This is a genomic window from Streptomyces rishiriensis (assembly GCF_003112535.1).
Lineage (GTDB): Bacteria > Actinomycetota > Actinomycetes > Streptomycetales > Streptomycetaceae > Streptomyces > Streptomyces rishiriensis.
In genome coordinates, this window is sequence record NZ_BEWA01000029.1 from 51,966 (window position 1) to 69,954 (window position 17,989).

16 protein-coding genes and 1 pseudogene are annotated in these 17,989 nt (G+C 73.9%); 9 read left to right on the plus strand and 8 right to left on the minus strand.

Going from position 1 to position 17,989, the window contains the following annotated elements; all coding sequences use genetic code 11:
- The first annotated feature begins 266 nt into the window (after nucleotides 1-266).
- The 3 genes from Sri02f_RS37225 (at nucleotide 267) to Sri02f_RS37235 (ending at nucleotide 5,171) form a co-directional block, all read left to right on the plus strand.
- Nucleotides 267-2,078, plus strand: a complete 1,812-nt coding sequence (locus tag Sri02f_RS37225) for an FAD/NAD(P)-binding protein (RefSeq protein ID WP_109005739.1) — start codon at nucleotides 267-269, stop codon at nucleotides 2,076-2,078.
- 111 nt (nucleotides 2,079-2,189) lie between these two features.
- Nucleotides 2,190-3,260 carry an LLM class flavin-dependent oxidoreductase gene (locus tag Sri02f_RS37230; RefSeq protein WP_109005740.1) on the plus strand — a complete coding sequence of 357 codons (1,071 nt, stop codon included), beginning with the start codon at nucleotides 2,190-2,192 and terminating at the stop codon, nucleotides 3,258-3,260.
- 999 nt (nucleotides 3,261-4,259) lie between these two features.
- Entirely contained in the window at nucleotides 4,260-5,171 is a 912-nt protein-coding gene (locus Sri02f_RS37235; protein ID WP_109005741.1) for a S1 family peptidase, read from the plus strand.
- Between the two features lie 189 nt (nucleotides 5,172-5,360).
- Here the strand turns inward: Sri02f_RS37235 and Sri02f_RS37240 are convergent, their stop codons facing one another.
- The 4 genes from Sri02f_RS37240 to Sri02f_RS37250 all read right to left on the minus strand — a co-directional run bounded on the left by Sri02f_RS37240 (nucleotide 5,361) and on the right by Sri02f_RS37250 (nucleotide 8,749).
- Nucleotides 5,361-6,002, minus strand: a complete 642-nt coding sequence (locus tag Sri02f_RS37240; RefSeq protein ID WP_109005742.1) for a cutinase family protein — start codon at nucleotides 6,000-6,002, stop codon at nucleotides 5,361-5,363.
- A 170-nt stretch (nucleotides 6,003-6,172) separates the two neighbouring features.
- Nucleotides 6,173-7,402, minus strand: coding sequence for a PucR family transcriptional regulator (locus tag Sri02f_RS37245; RefSeq protein WP_109005743.1), 1,230 nt, complete (start codon nucleotides 7,400-7,402; stop codon nucleotides 6,173-6,175).
- Between the two features lie 286 nt (nucleotides 7,403-7,688).
- Nucleotides 7,689-7,934: a hypothetical protein gene (locus Sri02f_RS44270; protein ID WP_373865163.1), complete on the minus strand. Its 246-nt coding sequence runs from the start codon at nucleotides 7,932-7,934 to the stop codon at nucleotides 7,689-7,691.
- Nucleotides 7,935-8,017: 83 nt separating this feature from the next.
- Nucleotides 8,018-8,749, minus strand: a complete 732-nt coding sequence (locus tag Sri02f_RS37250; protein ID WP_373865164.1) for a hypothetical protein — start codon at nucleotides 8,747-8,749, stop codon at nucleotides 8,018-8,020.
- A 142-nt stretch (nucleotides 8,750-8,891) separates the two neighbouring features.
- Between Sri02f_RS37250 and Sri02f_RS37255 the strand changes: the two genes are divergently transcribed.
- Complete coding sequence (locus tag Sri02f_RS37255) at nucleotides 8,892-12,569, plus strand: DNA polymerase III subunit alpha (RefSeq protein ID WP_109005744.1); 3,678 nt, start codon at nucleotides 8,892-8,894, stop codon at nucleotides 12,567-12,569.
- Nucleotides 12,566-13,570: a DNA polymerase Y family protein gene (locus tag Sri02f_RS37260; protein ID WP_109005745.1), complete on the plus strand. Its 1,005-nt coding sequence runs from the start codon at nucleotides 12,566-12,568 to the stop codon at nucleotides 13,568-13,570. The genes Sri02f_RS37255 and Sri02f_RS37260 overlap by 4 nt, the downstream gene beginning before the upstream one ends.
- A 15-nt stretch (nucleotides 13,571-13,585) precedes the next feature.
- Here the strand turns inward: Sri02f_RS37260 and Sri02f_RS37265 are convergent, their stop codons facing one another.
- The gene (locus Sri02f_RS37265) at nucleotides 13,586-13,960 is read right to left on the minus strand and encodes a cupin domain-containing protein (protein WP_109005746.1); all 375 of its coding nucleotides are present in this window, start codon (nucleotides 13,958-13,960) and stop codon (nucleotides 13,586-13,588) included.
- A 97-nt stretch (nucleotides 13,961-14,057) separates the two neighbouring features.
- On the opposite strand from Sri02f_RS37265, the gene Sri02f_RS37270 reads away from it, so the two are divergent.
- The 3 genes from Sri02f_RS37270 (at nucleotide 14,058) to Sri02f_RS37285 (ending at nucleotide 16,404) form a co-directional block, all read left to right on the plus strand.
- Nucleotides 14,058-14,501 (plus strand): MarR family winged helix-turn-helix transcriptional regulator, encoded by a 444-nt coding sequence (locus tag Sri02f_RS37270; RefSeq protein WP_109005747.1) that lies wholly within the window; start codon nucleotides 14,058-14,060, stop codon nucleotides 14,499-14,501.
- Nucleotides 14,502-14,672: 171 nt separating this feature from the next.
- Complete coding sequence (locus Sri02f_RS37275; protein WP_109005748.1) at nucleotides 14,673-15,584, plus strand: esterase/lipase family protein; 912 nt, start codon at nucleotides 14,673-14,675, stop codon at nucleotides 15,582-15,584.
- Nucleotides 15,585-15,912: 328 nt separating this feature from the next.
- Nucleotides 15,913-16,404, plus strand: a complete 492-nt coding sequence (locus tag Sri02f_RS37285) for a GNAT family N-acetyltransferase (protein WP_109005749.1) — start codon at nucleotides 15,913-15,915, stop codon at nucleotides 16,402-16,404.
- 37 nt (nucleotides 16,405-16,441) lie between these two features.
- Here Sri02f_RS37285 and Sri02f_RS43735 read toward each other — a convergent pair whose 3' ends face one another.
- Entirely contained in the window at nucleotides 16,442-16,576 is a 135-nt protein-coding gene (locus tag Sri02f_RS43735; RefSeq protein ID WP_107450899.1) for a hypothetical protein, read from the minus strand.
- Nucleotides 16,577-16,716: 140 nt separating this feature from the next.
- Here Sri02f_RS43735 and Sri02f_RS37295 point away from each other — a divergent pair, with 140 nt between their 5' ends.
- The gene (locus Sri02f_RS37295; protein ID WP_109005750.1) at nucleotides 16,717-17,331 is read left to right on the plus strand and encodes a class I SAM-dependent methyltransferase; all 615 of its coding nucleotides are present in this window, start codon (nucleotides 16,717-16,719) and stop codon (nucleotides 17,329-17,331) included.
- 17 nt (nucleotides 17,332-17,348) lie between these two features.
- On the opposite strand, the gene Sri02f_RS37300 is transcribed toward Sri02f_RS37295, so the two are convergent.
- Nucleotides 17,349-17,852: a ribonuclease FAU-1 family protein gene (locus tag Sri02f_RS37300; RefSeq protein ID WP_109005751.1), complete on the minus strand. Its 504-nt coding sequence runs from the start codon at nucleotides 17,850-17,852 to the stop codon at nucleotides 17,349-17,351.
- Nucleotides 17,833-17,989: pseudogene (locus Sri02f_RS43335) on the minus strand (GNAT family N-acetyltransferase); the annotation flags it as partial. The gene Sri02f_RS37300 and the pseudogene Sri02f_RS43335, both read right to left, overlap by 20 nt.

The window sequence follows — 17,989 nt, forward strand, 5'->3', positions numbered from 1 at the left end:
GCAGGGGGTCAGCTCAACAGGAACAGGACCACACTCGACCGAAGTCGATGTGGGAGCGGGTGACCAGCCACTGCTGCGGATGCATGGCCCAAGTGGAACAGGTCTCCGATTACCCGTCAACCGATCCGAGACGCACCGCTCACAGTTCGGACAGCCTTGACAGTGAGGGGAAATACCCCCGTACCCTCGCTGCACGGCCCTGCTGAGGGGCTCGGCCGTGTCTCCTGCCGTGTGGTGAAGGCCCATCCGTGTCACGGAGCCTTCGCATGCCTTCCGAGCCCCCTGCCCCATCCCCGGCGCCCCACCCGGCGTCCCGGCCGGCGAGACGATCCCTCGTGATCGTCGGGGCCGGCCCCCGGGGGACCGGTCTCATCGAGCGGATCGCCGCCAACGCCCCCGAGCTGTACGCCGGTTCGGCTCTCGACATCCATCTCGTCGACCCGTATCCACCGGGCGCCGGACGCATCTGGCGGGCCGCCCAGTCCCCGTTGCTGTGGATGAACTCGCACGCCGAGGACGTCACCGTGTTCACCGACGAGACGGTGCGGATGGCCGGGCCCGTGCGGCCCGGGCCCACTCTGCACGAGTGGGCCGGCCTCGACGGGCGCGTCTTCGCCGACCGGCGGATCCAGGGCGCGTATCTGCGCTGGGCGCACGAGCAGGCCGTCGCCGCGCTGCCGCCGGAGATCACCGTGCACCGCCACCCGCGGCGTGCCCTGCGGGTGAGCGGTTCGCGCGAGGAGCGCCAGCAGGTGTGGCTGGAGGGCCGGCCCCGGCCGCTCCGGGCCGACCTCGTCGTCCTCGCCCTCGGTCACCTCGACGCCGAACCGGACGAGGAGCAGAGCGCGTTGGCCGCGTACGCCCGTGAGCACGGGCTCGTCCACCTTCCCCCGGACTTCACCGCCGACAGCGACCTGTCCGCGCTCGGGGCCGGCGAACCCGTCCTGGTGCGCGGCTTCGGACTGGCCTTCGTCGATCTGACGGTGCTGCTCACCGAGGGGCGCGGCGGACGGTACGAGGGGGACGTCTATGTGCCCTCGGGGCGTGAGCCGGTGCTGTACGTCGGCTCGCGGCGCGGTGTGCCGTACCACTCGAAGATCGGCTACGACTGGACCGGAGAACGGCCGCCGCTGCCGAGGTTCCTGGGGCCCGCCGAGATCGACGCCCTGGCGGCGCGGTCCGGGGGCCTCGACTTCCGGCGGGACGTGTGGCCGCTGGTGGAGAAGGAGCTGGGCTTCGCCCACTACCACCGGCTGTTCACGGCCCACGCCGAGCGGACCGCGATCGCCTGGGCCGACTTCGAGGAGAAGTACGCGGCCGCGGCGGCGGGGCCCGAACGGGAGGCGCTGGTGGCCTCCGCCGTGCCCGACCCGCGCGACCGGCTCGACCTGGCCGCCCTCGACCGGCCGCTGGAGGGGGTGACCTACGGATCCTTCGAGGAGTTGCAGGAGGGCCTGCGCGGATACGTCGAGGGCGATCTGAACCGCCGTCACGACCCGGCGTACAGCCCCGACCTGGCCGTCTTCCTGGGCCTGCTGTCCGTCTACGGGCAACTGGTCCGGCTGGAGGGCGTCGGCTCCTGGTGGCACGGGTTCTTCAGCTGCCTTGCCTCCGGCCCGCCCGGCCCCCGGCTGCGGCAACTGCTCGCGCTGTCCCGGGCGGGGGTGGTGAACTTCGTCGGCGCCGACATGACCGTACGCGCGGAGGACGGCGTGTTCCGGGCGTACGGCGCGACCGTGCCGGGGCGCTCGGTCGAGGCGCGGGCGCTGGTGGAGGCCAGGCTGCCGGAGCCGACGCTGCGGCGCGCCCTCGACCCGCTGCTGCGCGGCCTGCACGCCGACGGCGCCGGCGAGACCGCGGACGGGCTGCTGCGGGTGGACCGCGCGGACGGGCGGGTCCTGGACCGGAGCGGCCGGCCCCATCCACGGCGGTTCGCGCTCGGGCCGCACACCGACGGCCGTACGCCGGGCGCGTTCACCCGGCCGCACACCGGCGGTCCCGCGTTCCGGCAGAACGACGCCACCGCGCGGGCCGCCCTGGTGTTCCTGCGGGACCTCGGCGCCGACGCCGTCGGGTGAGCCGGCCGCCTTCCGAAGCGCCACAGGCCGGGTGAGCCGGCCGCCTTCCGACTCGCCACAGGCCGGGTGAGCCGGCCGCCTTCCGACTCGCCACAGAAAGGGTTCTTCCTCATGAGCTCATCGCCCGGCCGGGGGCTGCTGCACCTGGCCGCCGCCGTCGACCAGCCCGAGGGCCGCGACATCGGCCCCTACGCCGAGCTCGCGCGCCTCGCCGAGCGCGGCGGCCTCGACTTCGTCACGCTGGACGAGGCCTTCGCCCGGCCCGGATTCGACGCGTCGGCCGCGTTGTCGCGGGTGGCGCCGGTCACGCGGCGCGTGGGGCTGGTGCCCACGCTGACCGCAGCGCCCACCGAGCTCCTCCCCGTCCCGGCGGCGATCGCCGCCCTGGACCGGGTCAGCCGGGGCCGGGCCGGCTGGCGGACCGACGTCTTCGCCCCGGACGAGGAGGCCCGGCTCTCCGGCCGCCCCGCCGCGCAGCCGGAGGCCCGGTGGCGGGAGGCCGGCGAGGTCGCGGTGACGGCCGCGGGGTCGTGGGACGGCCGGGCGGACGGCGCCGGGACGCGCCGGGCGCGCGGCGGCCGCTTCGGCGACGCCGACACGCTCCGCCGCGCCGGCTTCCGCGGCTCGGCCGCCACGGCGAACGGGCCGTCTGCCGGGCCCGGATCTCCGCAGGGACACCCCGTGCGGGTCGTCGACGCCGCCGAGGGGCGTCCCCGGTCCGCCGCCGCGTGTCACGCCGACGTCGCCCTGGTGCGCGTGGCGAGCCCCGCGCGGGCCCGTGCCGCCCGCGACCGGCTGCGGTCCGAGGCCGCCGGGGCCGGACGCGACCCTGACTCGCTGCGCGTCATGGCGAGTCTGCTGATCGACCTCGGCGACGGCGAGCACGCCGCCCATCCCGGGCACGGCGGGGGCGGCCCCCGGCAGACCCCGCGGGGGCCGCTGTACCGGGGCGGTCCCGTCGACCTCGCCGACCTGATCGCCTCCTGGCGTCAGGAGGGCGCCGTCGACGGCTTCCATCTCACCCCCGTCGAGCCGCGCCGGGATCTGGAGCGCCTGGTGAACGGCACGGTGGCGCTCCTTCAGCACCGGGGCCTGTTCCGCACCTTCTATCCCGGCAGCACCCTGCGCGAGCATCTGGGGCTCGCCCGGCCCGCCGACCGGTCCGCGGGGGGAGCGGCCTGAGAAGCGCGCAGGTCGCGTGGCATGAGAAGCGCGCCGATCGTGTTCTCCTCCGGCAAGCGCCCTGCCGGAATGCGGCGCTCGGACACCGCCGTCGAGAGGTGTGCCGCCCGCCGCGCGCAAGCCATCCGGACGGTCGACTTCCGGACACCCGGCCCGGAGACGGCCGAAGCGGCGGCCCCGGCGCTCACCGTGGCGCTCACCGCGGCCGTCCCCGACCGACCGCGCGCAGCGAGCGGGTCGTCTCGCAGGACCTCGCGCAGGTCGTCGCGCAGGTCTCCGCGGACACGGAGGGGCGCCCGTCCGGGGCCGGCCCGCGGGCGGCAGCCGCGGGTCAGGGCGGGGACGGCGTACGGCAACTGCTCGCACCGGTCCGCGAGAACGCCTCGGTGCGGTGTGCCGTCGCCTCGGTGACGTGTGTCGTCGACCGGGACTGCGCGGCACCCCCCGGCACGGCGTCGACGGGCCGACGGCGATGACGGCGTCGCCTGCGACGCGCGCCGGTCCGCGCCCTGACGCGGCGTCCCCTACGGAGGAGACCGCGGGGGACGGTCTGCCGGGGGGCGGCGTTCGCCGACGTCACCGGCAGGGCGGCCGGTTGACGCGTCGGGTTCCCCGCACCCCGGCGCACCAGGCGCGTACGGACGCACGGCGGTGGTCCTCGATGCGGCCGTACTGCCTCCGTGCGCCATTGCCCCTACTTCGGTCCGTCCGTCGTCCCGCCCGGGAAGACATGGGAGGTGGCGGTCGAGGAGAAGGAGCGCAACCCGGTCTGAGCTGGGGCAAGAGGGCTGCAAGAGGGATCGACTCACGCAGTTCGTTCACTGGTCTACGGCCGAAAGGCGCCCTTGCGCCTACCGGCCGTTCGGCCGAATACTCCCCCTCAGCGCTTGTCAGGGTCACGGCGTGTCCGGAATCCGGACGAACGTCGGCTCTGGCTGCGCCTCACGGGCCCCGACCCCACACGACGGGCCCCCGACTTCCCCCAGGAGGGAACGAAACGTGAGGATCAAGCGCACCACCCCCACCACCCCCATGAGCGGCATCTCGAGACGGACCCGGCTGACCGCCGTCGCCACCGGACTCGTGGCCGCGGCCGCCGTCGCCATCCCCCACGCGAGCGCGGCGGACAACACCACCTACAGCGCCTCCGAACTCAAGAGCGCCGGAGCCTCGGTGCTCAAGGCGGACGTCCCGGGCACCGCCTGGGCGGTCGACAGCAGGACCAACCGACTCGTGGTCACCGTCGACAGCACGGTCTCCGACTCCGAGATCGCGAAGATCAAGCAGCAGGCGGGCGGCAACGCCGGCGCGCTCACGATCAAGCACACCCCGGGCAAGTTCAACAAGCTCATCGCCGGCGGCGACGCCATCTACGGCGGCGGCTACCGCTGCTCGCTCGGCTTCAACGTCCGCAGCGGCAGCACCTACTACTTCCTCACCGCCGGGCACTGCGGCGAGGTCGCCTCGACCTGGTACTCCAACTCCGGGCAGTCGACCACCCTGGGCACGAACGTCAGCTACAGCTTCCCGGGCAACGACTACGCGCTGGTCCGCTACACCAACACCTCCGTCACCAAGTCCGGCACCGCGGGCAACACGGACATCACCAGTGCGGGGACGCCCAGCGTCGGCGCCACGGTCTACCGCGACGGCTCGACGACCGGCATCCACAGCGGCCGGGTCACCGCGCTGAACGCGACCGTGAACTACGGCGGCGGCGACGTCGTCTACGGCCTGATCCAGACCACCGTCTGCGCCGAGGGCGGTGACTCCGGCGGCCCGCTGTACTCGACCAGCGGCGTCGCCTACGGCCTGACCTCCGGCGGCAGCGGCAACTGCAGCTCCGGCGGCACCACGTTCTTCCAGCCGGTGGTGGAGGCGCTGAGCGCCTACGGCGTCAGCGTCTTCTAGCTCGTCCCGGGCCCCCGCACGCGAACCGTCGCGCGGGGGCCACCGAGCGGGGCACTGCCCGACCGGGCTCGTCACCGATCTCGAGCGACCCCGCCGGCGGTACCCGCGGGCGGAAGGGCCCGGGGGATCTCCTCCCGGGCCCTTCCGCCGTGCGGGACCGAGGCTCAGGGCCTCTGCGGGGCGAAGGCGTCAGACCCTGCCCGCCGCGAAGACGGCCGCCGCGTCGGCGTTCGCCGTGTAGCCGAGATGCGCCAGCACGTCGCCGCCGCCGCTCTCGCAGATGGGGTCGCCGTGGGCGCAGAAGTCGACGGTGCGGCTCTGGTAGACGCCGGTGACGCTCCTGCCGAGGGCCCGGATCGGGTTGCCGAACAGCAGCACCGCCGCCACCCGCGGTTCGAGAGCGGCGGGGATCGTGGCGACGATGGGGCTGCCGACCACCGCTCCGGCGCTGCTGACGCCGACGGAGTTGTCGACCACGTTCGCGCCCTGCGAATAGCCGACGAGGACGAACCGCTGGTTCGGGCAGGCGGCTGCCTGGCTTTTGACGTGGTTCACCACGTCCGCGTTGCCCTGCGCGGCCGAGGTGAGGGAAAGGTCCGCCGGGTAGTTCACCCTGTAGCTGGAGAGGTTTTTACCCGTCAGTTTCCGCTGCAGAGCGGAATAGACGGGGTCGCCGACGATCAGGCCGAGCGTGCCCGGTTCGAAGGTGCCGCGGGCGGCCACGACGTCGATGTCCGAGCAGGCGGCGGCCGATGCGGAGGGCGCGGTGAGACCGGCCGCCGCGACCCCGCCGAGGAGGGAGAGCGCGGCCAGGCACGAGCGAATACGCATGGGGATCCTTTGCGGGTGGGGTGCTGTCGAGCACCTGGGGGAAAGGATGTCCCGAACGTATTCGCTTTTCCTGTCCAGTTGTTATGCACGGGAATTCAGAAACTCCGCGTTTTTTGTTGCCGATATGAGTGGAACGAATACCGGAAGTGCGCCGCCGGTGCGGACGCCACCTATGTGCCGCAGTCGCGGGGGCTCCGCAGCTCCTCGGCGCGCAGGGCCAGGATGAGGTCCAGCCGGGTGGCGGGCTCGTGCAGCGCGTCGCCGAACAGCTTCTCCAGCTGACGCAGCCGGTAGCGGACCGTCTGCGGGTGCACGTGCAGCCGGGCGGCCACGGCGGGCACGTTGCTGCCGCTCAGCAGCCAGGCCAGCAGCGTCTCGGCGAGCCGGGGGCGCTGTCCCTCGGACACCGTGTCGAGCGGCACGAGGACCCGCGACTCCAGCTGGGCGAGCAGCGGCTCGTCGCCGTGCAGCAGCAGGGTCGACAGATGGTCGGCGCACCGCACCACGCCCTGCCGGGGCAGCACCCCACGGCCCATCAGCCCCAGCGCCCGGGTGGCCCAGTGCAGCGACCGGGCGGCCTCGGCGAGCGGGACCGTGGGACCGATCGCCGCCGGCCGGCCGCGCAGCGCGAGGGCCAACGCCCGCCCGCCGATGTGGCCGGAACCGTCCGGGTCGGGCACCAGCATCCGGGGCGGCCGGGACTCCATGTCCACCAGCGCACCGGCGGCCGCCGGCGGCCGCTCCTCCTCGCGCTGTTCCGGCGTGGCCGCCAGCACGACGACCGCGACGTGCCGCGGCACCGACCAGCGCGCGCCGTGCGCCAGGTCCTGCACGGCCTCCGGGGACACCGGGCCGTCGCCGAGCAGCAGGTCGAGCAACCGCCCGCGGCGGCGCTCCAGCTCGTCCGTGCTGCCTGACCGGGCCTGCGTGTAACCGGCGGCGGCCGCCTCCGCCACCTCGTGGACGGTCCGGAACGCCAGCTCGCCCAGGGCCGCCACGACCGTGGAGTCCAGCCCGAGCTCCTCGGCGGTGCGGCCCATCAGCCGCCAGGCGCGCAGTCCGCCGACGCGCAGCGCGGACTGGAGCGCGTCCAGGCTGCGGCCCTCCAGGGCTTCGCCCCGGCCGAGTTCGTAGTAGGTCGCCGCGATCGCGTCCCCCTGCCCGCGCGGGTCGGCGATGTGGTCGACGAAGAGCGTGAGGGCCTGGACGACGCCGGCCCTGAGGTGCGCGCGGTACGCCCCGTCGGCCGCTCGCGCGTACTCCGGGACCTGGCTGCGGACCTCCTCCTCCACCTCGTCGGCGACGGCTTCGAGCCCGTCGCGCAGCAGCCTGGCCAGTTCGGGTGGCACAGGGGAGGCTTCGAGGCCCTGCGGCACGCCGTGCGGGGTGGGGGAAGCCACGGCGGACACTCCTTTCACCCGGAAGCGGCTCACCCGCGGGCCGTCGCCCGTGGGACGAGAGGGGAAGTCCCGTGTTGGACGGACGTCCTCTGCGCTCCGTTCCGTGCCCCGGCGCCGCCGGCGTCACTCCGGCACCCCCGGCGCACGGGCGAGCATCGGCCATGCGGTGAACTCCCGCTTCCCGTGGCGACGGGGGCGCGGATCGGCTGACGGGTCGGCGCGGCCGCCGCCGGAGGTCCCGCCCCGCGCGCCGGGGCGGGACCTCACGCCTGCGCGCCGCCGCGTGTCACGGCGTGCCCTGCGCGCGGCGCGCCCGCAGGGCGGAGGCCAGTAGGGTGACGACGACGCCTCCGGCCGCCCACGCGGACAGCACCAGCAGGGACGCGGTCATGTCGTTGCCTTCGAAGTAGGCGATCGAGCGCGCCGCCCAGGTCCCCGCTCCGGGCGGCAGCGCCGGGCCGATCGCCTTCCAGAACGGCGGGAGCAGCGGAGGCGGCAGGGCGCCGCCGGCGCTCGGGTTGCCCAGGATCACCACGAGCAGGATGACCAGCCCGATGCCGGCGAGCCCGAAGACGCCCTGGAAGGCGAGCGTGGCCGCGCCGACCGCGAAGACGATCAGCGCGCCGAGCCCCCGGTAGGCCGCGACGCTGCGACGCTGCCCGGCAGGGCGTCCAGGACCGGCCCGACGATCAGGGCGCCGCCGAGCCCGCCCACGATCCCGACGACGGCCATGGCGAGCAGCCGGATCACCGCGCGGCGCGGGGTGGAGCGGCCGGCGCCCGAGCTGATGACCATGATCGAGGCGCAGAGGTAGCCGCCCACGCACCAGCCGACGGTCAGATAGAAGGACGACAGCCCGTTGGCGTCCTCCTTGTCGGCCGGGACCACGTCGACGGTCCGCAGGGTGCGCGTCTGGGACTTCTCCAGGGCGGTGGTGAGCGTCACCAGGGTGGCGGCCAGCACCTTGCCGCCGCCGGTGGCCACCAGGAGGGTGTCGCCGCCGGCCGGGCCGACGACCAGGGCGCCGTCGATCTTCCGGTCGAGGATCTGTTCACGGGCCGTCGCCGCGTCGGCCACGGCGCGCGGGTCCAGGGGGTCGCCGGGCAGCTTCTCCAGCCGGGCCACCGTCTGGCGGGCGACGGCCTGGGGCGCGACGACCCCGAAGGGCACGTCCTTGGGTCTGGGGTCGTGCAGCGCTCCCACGTAGGAGGCGATGAACAGCAGATGGAGGACGACCACGCCGACGACCAGCAGCGTGGCCCGCGGGGTGACGGCGTCCTTCACCTCGTCGAGGAAGGAGCCGCGGGAAGGACCGCCGGGGGCGTCCGCGCCGATGCTCTGCGTCATGTCCCCACGGTCCGGGGCGCGGGATGTTTCCGCAGGTGGGGGGCGTCCGAACGGCTGTCGTACATACGTTCGGGATTTGGTCTATGGTGGGGGTGGGAGAGTAGTGAACTGATGTTCGATTCGTTCGATTCGGGAGGTGCGGATGCAGGGGTTCACGCATCTGCACACCGTCTCCGGGTTCTCCCTGCGGTACGGGGCCTCGCACCCGGAGCGGCTGGCCGAGCGCGCCTCGGAGCGGGGCATGGACGCCCTCGCCCTCACCGACCGCGACACCCTCGCGGGCACGGTCCGCTTCGCCAAGGCCTGCGCGAAGGCGGGCGTGCGCCCGCTGTTCGGGGTGGACCTGGCGGTCACGCCGCCCGAGCGTCGGCAGGGCGACGCGTCATCGGTACGGCGGGACCGCCGCCGCACCCCCGTGCGCGGCGGCGCCTTCGTCGACGAGTCGACGCCCCGCGCTACCTTCCTCGCCCGCGACGGCGCCCGGGGCTGGGCCGACCTGTGCCGGCTGGTCACGACGGCGCACGCGCCCGCGGAGGACGGCACGGGCCTGCCGTCGCTGCCCTGGGCCGGCAACCACGGCGACGGTCTGACCGTCCTGCTCGGCCCGGCCTCCGACGTCGGCCGCGCGCTCGCCGCGGGCCGTCCCGACCGGGCCGCGAGGCTCCTCGCCCCCTGGCGCGAGGCGTACGGCGACGCCCTGCGCCTGGAAGCCGTCTGGCACGGGCGCACCGGCACCGGTCCCGGTTCCCTGCGGCTGGCCGCCCGCACCGTCGGCTTCGCCGCCGAACAGCGGATCCGGCCCGTGCTCAGCAACGCCGTCCGGTACGCCGACCCCGGCCAGGGCCCGGTCGCCGACGTCCTGGACGCCGCCCGCCGGCTGGTCCCCGTCGACCCGACCAAGGAGCTCGACTCGGGCGAGGCCTGGCTCAAGGGCGCGGACGCCATGCTCGGGGCGGCGGAGCGCATCGTGGAGGCCGCGGGCTTCCGGCGGGACGTCGCCCACCGGCTGCTGGAGCAGACCCGGGCCGCGGCCGCCGAGTGCCTGGTCGACCCCGAGGACGATCTGGGCATGGGCGCCGTCCACTTCCCCGAGCCGCGTCTCGTGGGCGCGGACCGCCGCACCGCCCAGCGGACGCTGGCCTCACGAGCGGCGGCGGGGATGGTGCTGCGGGGCTACGACCGGTCCGCGAAGGCGCGGCCGTACTGGGAGCGGATGCACGACGAGCTCGACATCATCGCCCACCACGGATTCGCCTCCTATTTCCTGACGGTCGCTCAGGTCGTGGACGACGTGCGCAAGATGGGCATCCGGGTCGCCGCGCGCGGCTCGGGCGCGGGCTCCCTCGTCAACCACCTCCTCGGCATCGCGCACGCCGACCCCCTGGAGCACGGGCTGCTGATGGAGCGCTTCCTGTCCCGGGAGCGGATCGTGCTGCCCGACATCGACGTCGACGTGGAGTCCGCGCGCCGCCTGGAGGTCTACCGCGCGATCATCGGCCGCTTCGGTGCCGAGCGGGTGGCGACGGTCGCGATGCCGGAGACGTACCGCGTCCGGCACGCGATCCGGGACGTCGGCGCGGCCCTGTCCATGGACCCGGCCGAGATCGACCGCGTCGCCAAGTCCTTCCCGCACATCCGGGCCCGGGACGCCCGCGCGGCCCTCGCGGAGCTGCCCGAACTCCGGGCGCTGGCGGGGGAGAAGGAGCGGTACGGACGGCTGTGGGAGCTGGTCGAGGCCCTCGACGCCCTCCCGCGCGGAGTCGCCATGCACCCGTGCGGGGTGCTCCTGTCCGACGCCTCCCTGCTCTCCCGCACGCCGGTCGTGCCGACCAGCGGCGAGGGGTTCCCGATGGCCCAGTTCGACAAGGACGACGTCGAGGACCTCGGGCTGCTCAAGCTGGACGTGCTGGGCGTGCGGATGCAGTCGGCGATGGCGTACGCGGTGGCGGAGGTGGAGCGGGCGACGGGGGAGCGGATCGACCTGGACGCGGTCGAGGAGGGCGATCCGGCGACGTACCGGCTCATCCGCTCCACCGAGACGCTCGGGTGCTTCCAGATCGAGTCGCCTGGCCAGCGGGACCTGGTGGGGCGGTTGCAGCCGGCTGCCTTCCAGGACCTGGTCGTCGACATCTCCCTCTTCCGGCCCGGCCCGGTCGCCGCCGACATGGTGCGGCCGTTCATCGAGGCCCGGCACGGGCGCGCGCCGGTCCGGTACCCGCATCCGGATCTGGAGGAGCCGCTGCGGGACACCTACGGCGTCGTCGTCTTCCACGAGCAGATCATCGACATCGTCGCGATCATGACCGGCTGCGGGCGGGGCGAGGCGGACCGGGTGCGGCGCGGGCTGTCCGACCCGGAGTCCCAGGGGCGGATCAAGGTGTGGTTCGCGCAGCGCGCGGCGGAGCGGGGGTACAACGCGGAAACGATTCAGCGGACCTGGGAGATCGTCGAGGCCTTCGGCTCCTACGGCTTCTGCAAGGCGCACGCGGTCGCCTTCGCCGTCCCGACGTACCAGTCGGCGTGGCTGAAGACGCACCACCCGGCCGCCTTCTACGCCGGACTGCTCACGCACGACCCCGGGATGTACCCCAAGCGGCTGCTGCTGGCGGACGCGCGACGGCGCGGGGTGCCGATCCTGCCGCTGGACGTGAACCGGTCGGGCGTCGCTCACCGTATCGAACTGGTGTCTGAATCGACGCCGTCAACGCCGTCAACGCCGTCAACGCCGTCAACGCCGTCAACGCCGTCAACGCCGTCAACGCCATCGACGTCATCGACGTCATTGACGGAATCAGCGAATTCGGCGGACTCGGCGGACTCGGCGGGGCGTTGGGGGCTGCGGCTCGCCCTCTCCGACGTGCACGGCATCAGCGAGGCCGAGGCGGCACGGATCGCGGACGGGCAGCCGTACGCCTCGCTGCTGGACTTCTGGGAGCGGGCGCGCCCGAGCCGGCCGCTGGCCGGGCGGCTCGCCCAGGTCGGCGCGCTGGACGCCTTCGGCGCCAACCGCCGTGACCTGCAACTGCACCTGACCGAGCTGCACCGGGGCGGGCGCGGGGCGGGCGGCGGTCAGCTCCCCCTGGCGGGCGGGCGGAAGACCGCCCCGGCCGGGCTGCCCGACCTGACCTCCGCCGAGCGGCTCAGCGCCGAGCTGGGCGTCCTGTCCATGGACGCCTCGCGCCATCTGATGGACGATCACGGCGACTTCCTCGCCGAGCTGGGCGTGGTCTCGGCGCGGCGGCTGCGGGAGGCGCGGCACGGGGAGACCGTGCTGGTCGCGGGAGCCAAGGCGGCCACCCAGACCCCGCCGATCCGGTCCGGCAAACGGGTCGTCTTCAGCACCCTGGACGACGGCACCGGCCTGGTCGACCTGGCCTTCTTCGAGGACTCCCACGACGCCTGCGCCCACACCGTCTTCCACTCCTGGCTGCTGCTGGTGCGCGGGGTGGTGCAGCGGCGCGGCCCGCGCAGCCTCAGCGTGGTGGGCTCGGCGGCCTGGAACCTCGCCGACCTGTTGGAGGTGCGCCGGGATGAGGGGCTGGAAGGCGTCGCGGCCCGGCTGGCCGCCCCGGGCGGCGCTCCCGACGCGGGCGCCGCCGCCGACGACGACGGCGGCGAAGGCCCGGCGCGCAGCCGGCTCGCCGGTTCGGAGGGGCTGCCCGCGCCGGCGGGCTCGGCCGCCCAGGACGCGACGGAGCGGCGTCGCCTCCGCATGCCCACGGGGTACGAGATGCACCCCTGGGCCGATCTGCGCCCCGCGGGCGAAGGGCCCGCGGTGGGAAGGAAGTTGTGGCACCAGAGTCCGGGGAGTGCGGGATGACCATCCTCTGCGTACGTTTCCAGCTTCCTCCGGCGCGCGAGGCCGCCCTGCCGGCGCTGCTCGGGTTGCTGGAGGAGTTCACACCGGTCGTCGAGGCGCTGCCGCCGGACGGGGCGCTGGCCGATCTGCGGGGCGCCGAACGGTACTTCGGGCGCAGCGCGGTGGAGCTGGCGTCGGTGATCCGGGTGCGGGCGCTCGCGTTGCACGGCGTCGACTGCGTGATCGGCGCCGGCCCCGGCCCGCTGACGGCCCGCATGGCGCTGCGGGTCGCCCGGCCCGGGGTGACCCGTGCGGTCCCCGAGGGCGAGGTGCGCGAGTTCCTCGCCGGGCAGCCCGTCACCGCGCTGCCCGGGGTCGGCGCGGCGACCGCCCGCATCCTGTGCGAGTACGGCCTCGACACCCTGGGCCGGGTCGCCGCCGCCCCCTTGTCCACGCTCCAGCGCCTGGTCGGCGCGAAAGGGGGCCGGGAGCTGCACGAGAAGGCGAACGGCGTCGACCGCGGCCGGGTGGTGCCGAACTCCGTGTCGCGGTCGCTGGCCGCGGAACGCCCCTTCGAACGCGACGAGCTGGACCCCGACCGGCACCGCCGGGCTCTGCTCTCGGCCGCCGGGGAACTGGGCGTCCGGCTGCGCGCCGTGGGAAAGGTGTGCCGCACCCTGACCCTCACCGTGCGCTACGCCGACCTCCCCCGCTCTCGGCCGGGCTCGATCGGGGGGACCCCCACCTCCACCACCCGCAGCCGCACCCTGAAGGAGCCGACCGCGCACTCGGCGGCGCTGACCGGGGCGGCGTACGGGCTGTACGAGGCGCTCGGTCTGCAGCGCGCCCGGGTCCGCGCGGTCGCCCTGCGCGCCGAGGCCCTCGGTCCCGCCGAACAGGCCTCCTACCAGCTCACCTTCGACCCCGTCGACGAGAAGGTCCGCCGGATCGAGGAGGTCGCCGACCGGGTGCGGGCGAAGTTCGGCCCGGGTGCGGTGAAGCCGGGAACGCTGGCGGCGTGAGGGGCGGCGGCGGGATCAGTTGGCCCACGGGGGAGTGATCCGGGTCCCGTCGGCCAGTTCCGCCTCCAGCCCGATGGACGTGGTGACCCAGGAGAGCGCGGTGTGATCGGTCGGGTTCTCGACGGCCAGGGTCGCCCCCGGGTTGACGATCACCGTGTCGCCCGCCTGGATCCGCTCGGCGCGGCCGTCGAGGGTGAGGACCAGCTCGCCGACGAGCAGATGGAAGATCTCCTCCCGGTTGACGGTGTGCGCGGGCGCCTTGGTCCCGGCGGGGATCTCGCCCCGCCAGGCGCAGAGCTCCTTGCTGCCGGTGAGGGGAGTGGCGTACGAGACGAAGCGGGCGCCGTGGATCTCGTGGGTGACGGCCTCCGAGGAGCGGACGACGGGCATGGGTGCCTCCTGTATACAGAAATGGTCAAGCGTCTTGACTAAGTTCCTCTATGGTCAAGCTGCTTGACCATGTTGTCAAGGGTGTTTCAATGCAGCCGTGCACACTTCCGAAGCTCTCGCCCTGTCCGCCGCCCTGCTCGCCGCCGCCGGTGATCTCACCCGGCGCATCAATGACGGCGTCGTCGCCCGCGGCTTCGAGGGGCGGCCCTCCTATGGCTTCGCCTTCACACGGCTGGCCCGGGGCGGTGCGACGGTCACCGAGCTGGGCGTCCATCTCGGAGTCACCAAGCAGGCGGCGAGCCAGCTCGTCGACGAGCTCGTGCGCAAGGGGTATGTCGAGCGCCTGCCGCATCCCGGGGACGCGCGCGCCCGGCTGATCGTGCTCACCGAGCGCGGCCGGGAGTGCACCCGGGCGGCGGAGGAGGCGGCCGCCGAGGCGGTGCGGGCCTGGGCCGACGTGCTCGGCGAGGAGCAACTGGGCGCCCTGCGCGCCCAATTGACACGTATTGCCCCCAGTGGTCCCATTCGCCCCGTCTGGTGATCCCTTATCAGCGGCCGCGCCGGCCCGCGGCTATCACTGGAAGTTTTTACTGACGCGTAACTTCACACTTCACTTACTCGCCCGTAACTTGACGAGTGAACAGCATCCTCGTGATCCGGATCACAGGCGTAAGGCCATCGCACCTCCCTTGATCCGCAAGGAGATCACCCGATGCTGCCCTGGAAGCGTGTGTTCCGACCGCTCGCCGCCCTGCTGCTGGCCGCCGCGGCCGTCACCGTCCCCGCCGTCTCCGCCGCCCACGCCGAATCCGCCACCGGGACCACCGCCGAGACCACCGCCGAGACCGCCGCCGTCACCGCCTCGGCGAGCGGCTGGAACGACTACCGCTGCAAGCCCTCCGCCGCCCACCCCCGCCCCGTCGTCCTCGTGCACGGCACGCTCGGGAACTCCGTCGACAACTGGCTGGCCCTCGCCCCCTACCTCACGGTCCGCGGATACTGCGTCTTCTCCGTCGACTACGGCCAGCTGCCCGGCGTCCCGCTCTTCCACGGCCTCGGCCCCATCGACGCGTCGGCCGGGCAGCTCTCCGTCTTCGTCGACAAGGTGCTCGCCGCGACCGGCGCGGCCGAGGTCGACCTCGTCGGCCACTCCCAGGGCGGCATGATGCCGCGCTACTACCTGAAGTTCCTCGGCGGCGCCGCCAAGGTCGGCGCGCTCGTCGGCCTCGCCCCCGACAACCACGGCGCCACCCTCGGCGGACTCACCAACCTCCTCCCGTACTTCCCGGGCGCCGAGGACCTGATCACGGCCGCCACCCCCGGCCTCGCCGACCAGATGCCGGGATCGGCGTTCCTCGCCAAGCTCAACGCCGGCGGCGACACCGTCCCCGGCGTCCGCTACACGGTCATCGCCACCCAGTACGACGAGGTGGCGACTCCCTGGCGCAGTCAGTACCTCAGCGGTTCGGGAGTGCGCAACGTCCTGCTGCAGGACCTGTGCCCGCTGGACCTCTCCGAGCACGTGGCGATCGCCCTGTTCGACCGGATCGCCTTCCACGAGGTGGCCAACGCCCTCGACCCGGCCCACGCCACCGCCACCACCTGTGCGTCCGCGCTGAGCTGACGGCGGGCCGGCTCCGGGTCGCTCCGGGTCCGCTCTGCAGGATCGTTCCGCCGGGGCCTGTCCGGCCTGAGCCGCCGGTCAGGCCCCGGAGTCGTGCGGCCGCCGCAGCGGCCGTGGCCGTCGGCCGCCGCCCGTCGGCGCACCGACGCGAACGGCAGCGCCGCGCCCGGCGCCAGGACGGCCGCGCCGCCCCTCGCGAGACACCGGCCGCCGCCGTCGCCTCCGGCCAGGAAACCGCGGAAATCCCTGCTGGAGGCCCTCGCCGGCGATCTTTAGGGTCGCCTTAAGGAAGCGCTGAGACAGGGATCAGGTAGGTAGCGTTCACCGCATGACGAGCGAGGAGATCCGGCCCGCCACGATGGCCGACGTCCCGGCCGTGAAAGCCGTGACGGACGCCGCGTACACGCACTACATCGAGCGCATCGGACTGGTGCCGCGGCCCATGGAGGCGGACCACGCGGCGAACGTGGCCGCGGGGAAGGTGTTCGTGACCGGCGGCCCGGCCGGTGGCGAGGTGGCCGGTGGCGAGGTGGCCGGTGGCCAGGTGGCCGGTCTCGTGGTGGTCGAGGCGTTCGAGGACCACCTGTTCCTCGACAGCATCGCCGTCCACCCCGACGCCCGCGGCAGGGGTGTCGGGCGGCGGCTGCTGCACTTCGTGGACGCACACGCCCGTGCCCTGGGGCTGTCCGAGGTCAGGCTGTACACGCACGTCATGATGTGGGAGAACCAGCGGATCTACCCGCGGTACGGCTACGAGCTCGTGGGGCGGCGGGCGGACGGCCCCTACGACCGCTTCCACTACCGCAAGCGGCTGAGCTGAGCGCGGGGCGGCGCCGCGCGCACCGCGCTCGCGGCCGTCACCCGTCGGGCCACCAGGTGCGGGCGATGTCCTTGCGCACCTCGGGGCGGCCGGCGGGCCGTTCGTCGGTCTCTTCGCGGATCCGGCGGGAGTCCGTCTTCTTCAGGGGCTTCTGCACGGTCGTGCGGCGCATGGCTGCCTCCTTGAGGATCTACCGAGTTCCGCGTTCTCACGGAGGTAGACCCTTTGGGGGAGAGTTCCTCATCGTCCCCCGGTCTGTCAGTGGCGGCTGTCACGATTCGAGTGTCAGTGGCAGGTGTCACTCTTGGGCACATGCGTGAAAAGAGTGACGAAACGACTTCGCCGGGCGTCGACTGGAACGCCTCGGCGGCCGCCTTCGACGAGGAACCCGACCACGGTCTGCGCGACCCCGACGTGCGCGCCGCCTGGGCCGGACGGCTGCGCAGCTGGCTGCCGGAACGCCGCTGCGACCTGCTCGACCTCGGCTGCGGCACCGGCAGCCTGTCGCTCCTCGCGGCCGAACAGGGACACCGGGTGACGGGGGTCGATCTGGCCCCGGCCATGGTCGACCTGGCCCGGGCCAAACTCGCCGGCCGCGACGCCGCGTTCCTGGTCGGTGACGCGGCGGCGCCGCCCGTGGGGGAGGAGCGCTTCGACGCCCTGCTCGTCCGGCATGTGCTGTGGACGCTGCCCGACCCCGCGCGCGTCCTGCGGCACTGGCGCGGTCTGCTGCGCCCCGGAGGGCGGCTCGTGCTGGTCGAGGGTGTGTGGGGGACCGTCGATCCGGTCGGCATACCGGCGGACCGCCTCACCGCCCTGCTGGCCCCGCTGACCGACCGGGTGCGCGTGGAGCCGCTGTCGCAGGACGCGCGGCTGTGGGGCGGGCCCGTGAGAGACGAGCGGTACGCGGTGGTGGCCCTGGTCTGACGCTCGAGGCGCGCCGCTCACGCCAGCAGCGACTCCAGGCCGCCGTCGGCGCGGGCGAGCGCCTCCAGCTCGTCCAGGGCGGCGGCCGCCGCGGCGGCCGCCGCCGGGTCGCGCCGCGCCAGCCCGCTCTCCTCGAACTCGTCCTCGTCCAGCCGCCGTACGTCCGTCCCGTCGGCGGAGCGCCACAGGTCCAGGTCGAGGTCCTCCACGACCAGTTCGGCGCCGGTCAGCGTGGCCGGACGGGTGACGTCGCAGTACCAGCCCTTCAACGCGCCCGTCGCGTCGCGCACCTCCTTGACCGCGTACCAGCGCTCACGCCAGTAGTACTCCGTGAAGACGTCGCCCGACTCGAACCGGACGAAGCCGAAGTCCCGTACGCCCGCACCGGCCCACGGCGCGCGCACCGCGATGCGGGCGCCGTCGTCGGACAGCAGCTCGGCCGCGTAACGGATCTTCGTCCGCCCGGCCTTGACCAGGACGACGTTTACCGAACGCACCGGCTCAGCCGAGTTCGCGGACATACCGCACCTCCGACGCGCAGATCTCGTACCCGAACCACCGGTTGACCGCGAGCATCGGCCCGTTGCCCGCGTCGTTGCCCGTGTGCGCCTGCGTGTACCCCGCGGCGCGGGCCCGGTGCAGGGAGTCGTTCTTGACG

What these genes read in the sequence shown, in the direction of transcription:
- Sri02f_RS37225 (WP_109005739.1), top strand. Translation starts at nt 267, where the DNA reads ATGCCTTCCGAGCCCCCTGCCCCATCCCCGGCGCCCCACCCGGCGTCC.
- Sri02f_RS37260 (WP_109005745.1), top strand. Translation starts at nt 12,566, where the DNA reads ATGACCATCCTCTGCGTACGTTTCCAGCTTCCTCCGGCGCGCGAGGCC.
- Sri02f_RS37255 (WP_109005744.1), top strand. Translation starts at nt 8,892, where the DNA reads ATGCAGGGGTTCACGCATCTGCACACCGTCTCCGGGTTCTCCCTGCGG.
- Sri02f_RS37275 (WP_109005748.1), top strand. Translation starts at nt 14,673, where the DNA reads ATGCTGCCCTGGAAGCGTGTGTTCCGACCGCTCGCCGCCCTGCTGCTG.
- Sri02f_RS43735 (WP_107450899.1), bottom strand. Translation starts at nt 16,576, where the DNA reads ATGCGCCGCACGACCGTGCAGAAGCCCCTGAAGAAGACGGACTCCCGC.
- Sri02f_RS37230 (WP_109005740.1), top strand. Translation starts at nt 2,190, where the DNA reads ATGAGCTCATCGCCCGGCCGGGGGCTGCTGCACCTGGCCGCCGCCGTC.
- Sri02f_RS37285 (WP_109005749.1), top strand. Translation starts at nt 15,913, where the DNA reads ATGACGAGCGAGGAGATCCGGCCCGCCACGATGGCCGACGTCCCGGCC.
- Sri02f_RS37265 (WP_109005746.1), bottom strand. Translation starts at nt 13,960, where the DNA reads ATGCCCGTCGTCCGCTCCTCGGAGGCCGTCACCCACGAGATCCACGGC.
- Sri02f_RS37250 (WP_373865164.1), bottom strand. Translation starts at nt 8,749, where the DNA reads ATGACGCAGAGCATCGGCGCGGACGCCCCCGGCGGTCCTTCCCGCGGC.
- Sri02f_RS37240 (WP_109005742.1), bottom strand. Translation starts at nt 6,002, where the DNA reads ATGCGTATTCGCTCGTGCCTGGCCGCGCTCTCCCTCCTCGGCGGGGTC.
- Sri02f_RS37300 (WP_109005751.1), bottom strand. Translation starts at nt 17,852, where the DNA reads ATGTCCGCGAACTCGGCTGAGCCGGTGCGTTCGGTAAACGTCGTCCTG.
- Sri02f_RS37295 (WP_109005750.1), top strand. Translation starts at nt 16,717, where the DNA reads ATGCGTGAAAAGAGTGACGAAACGACTTCGCCGGGCGTCGACTGGAAC.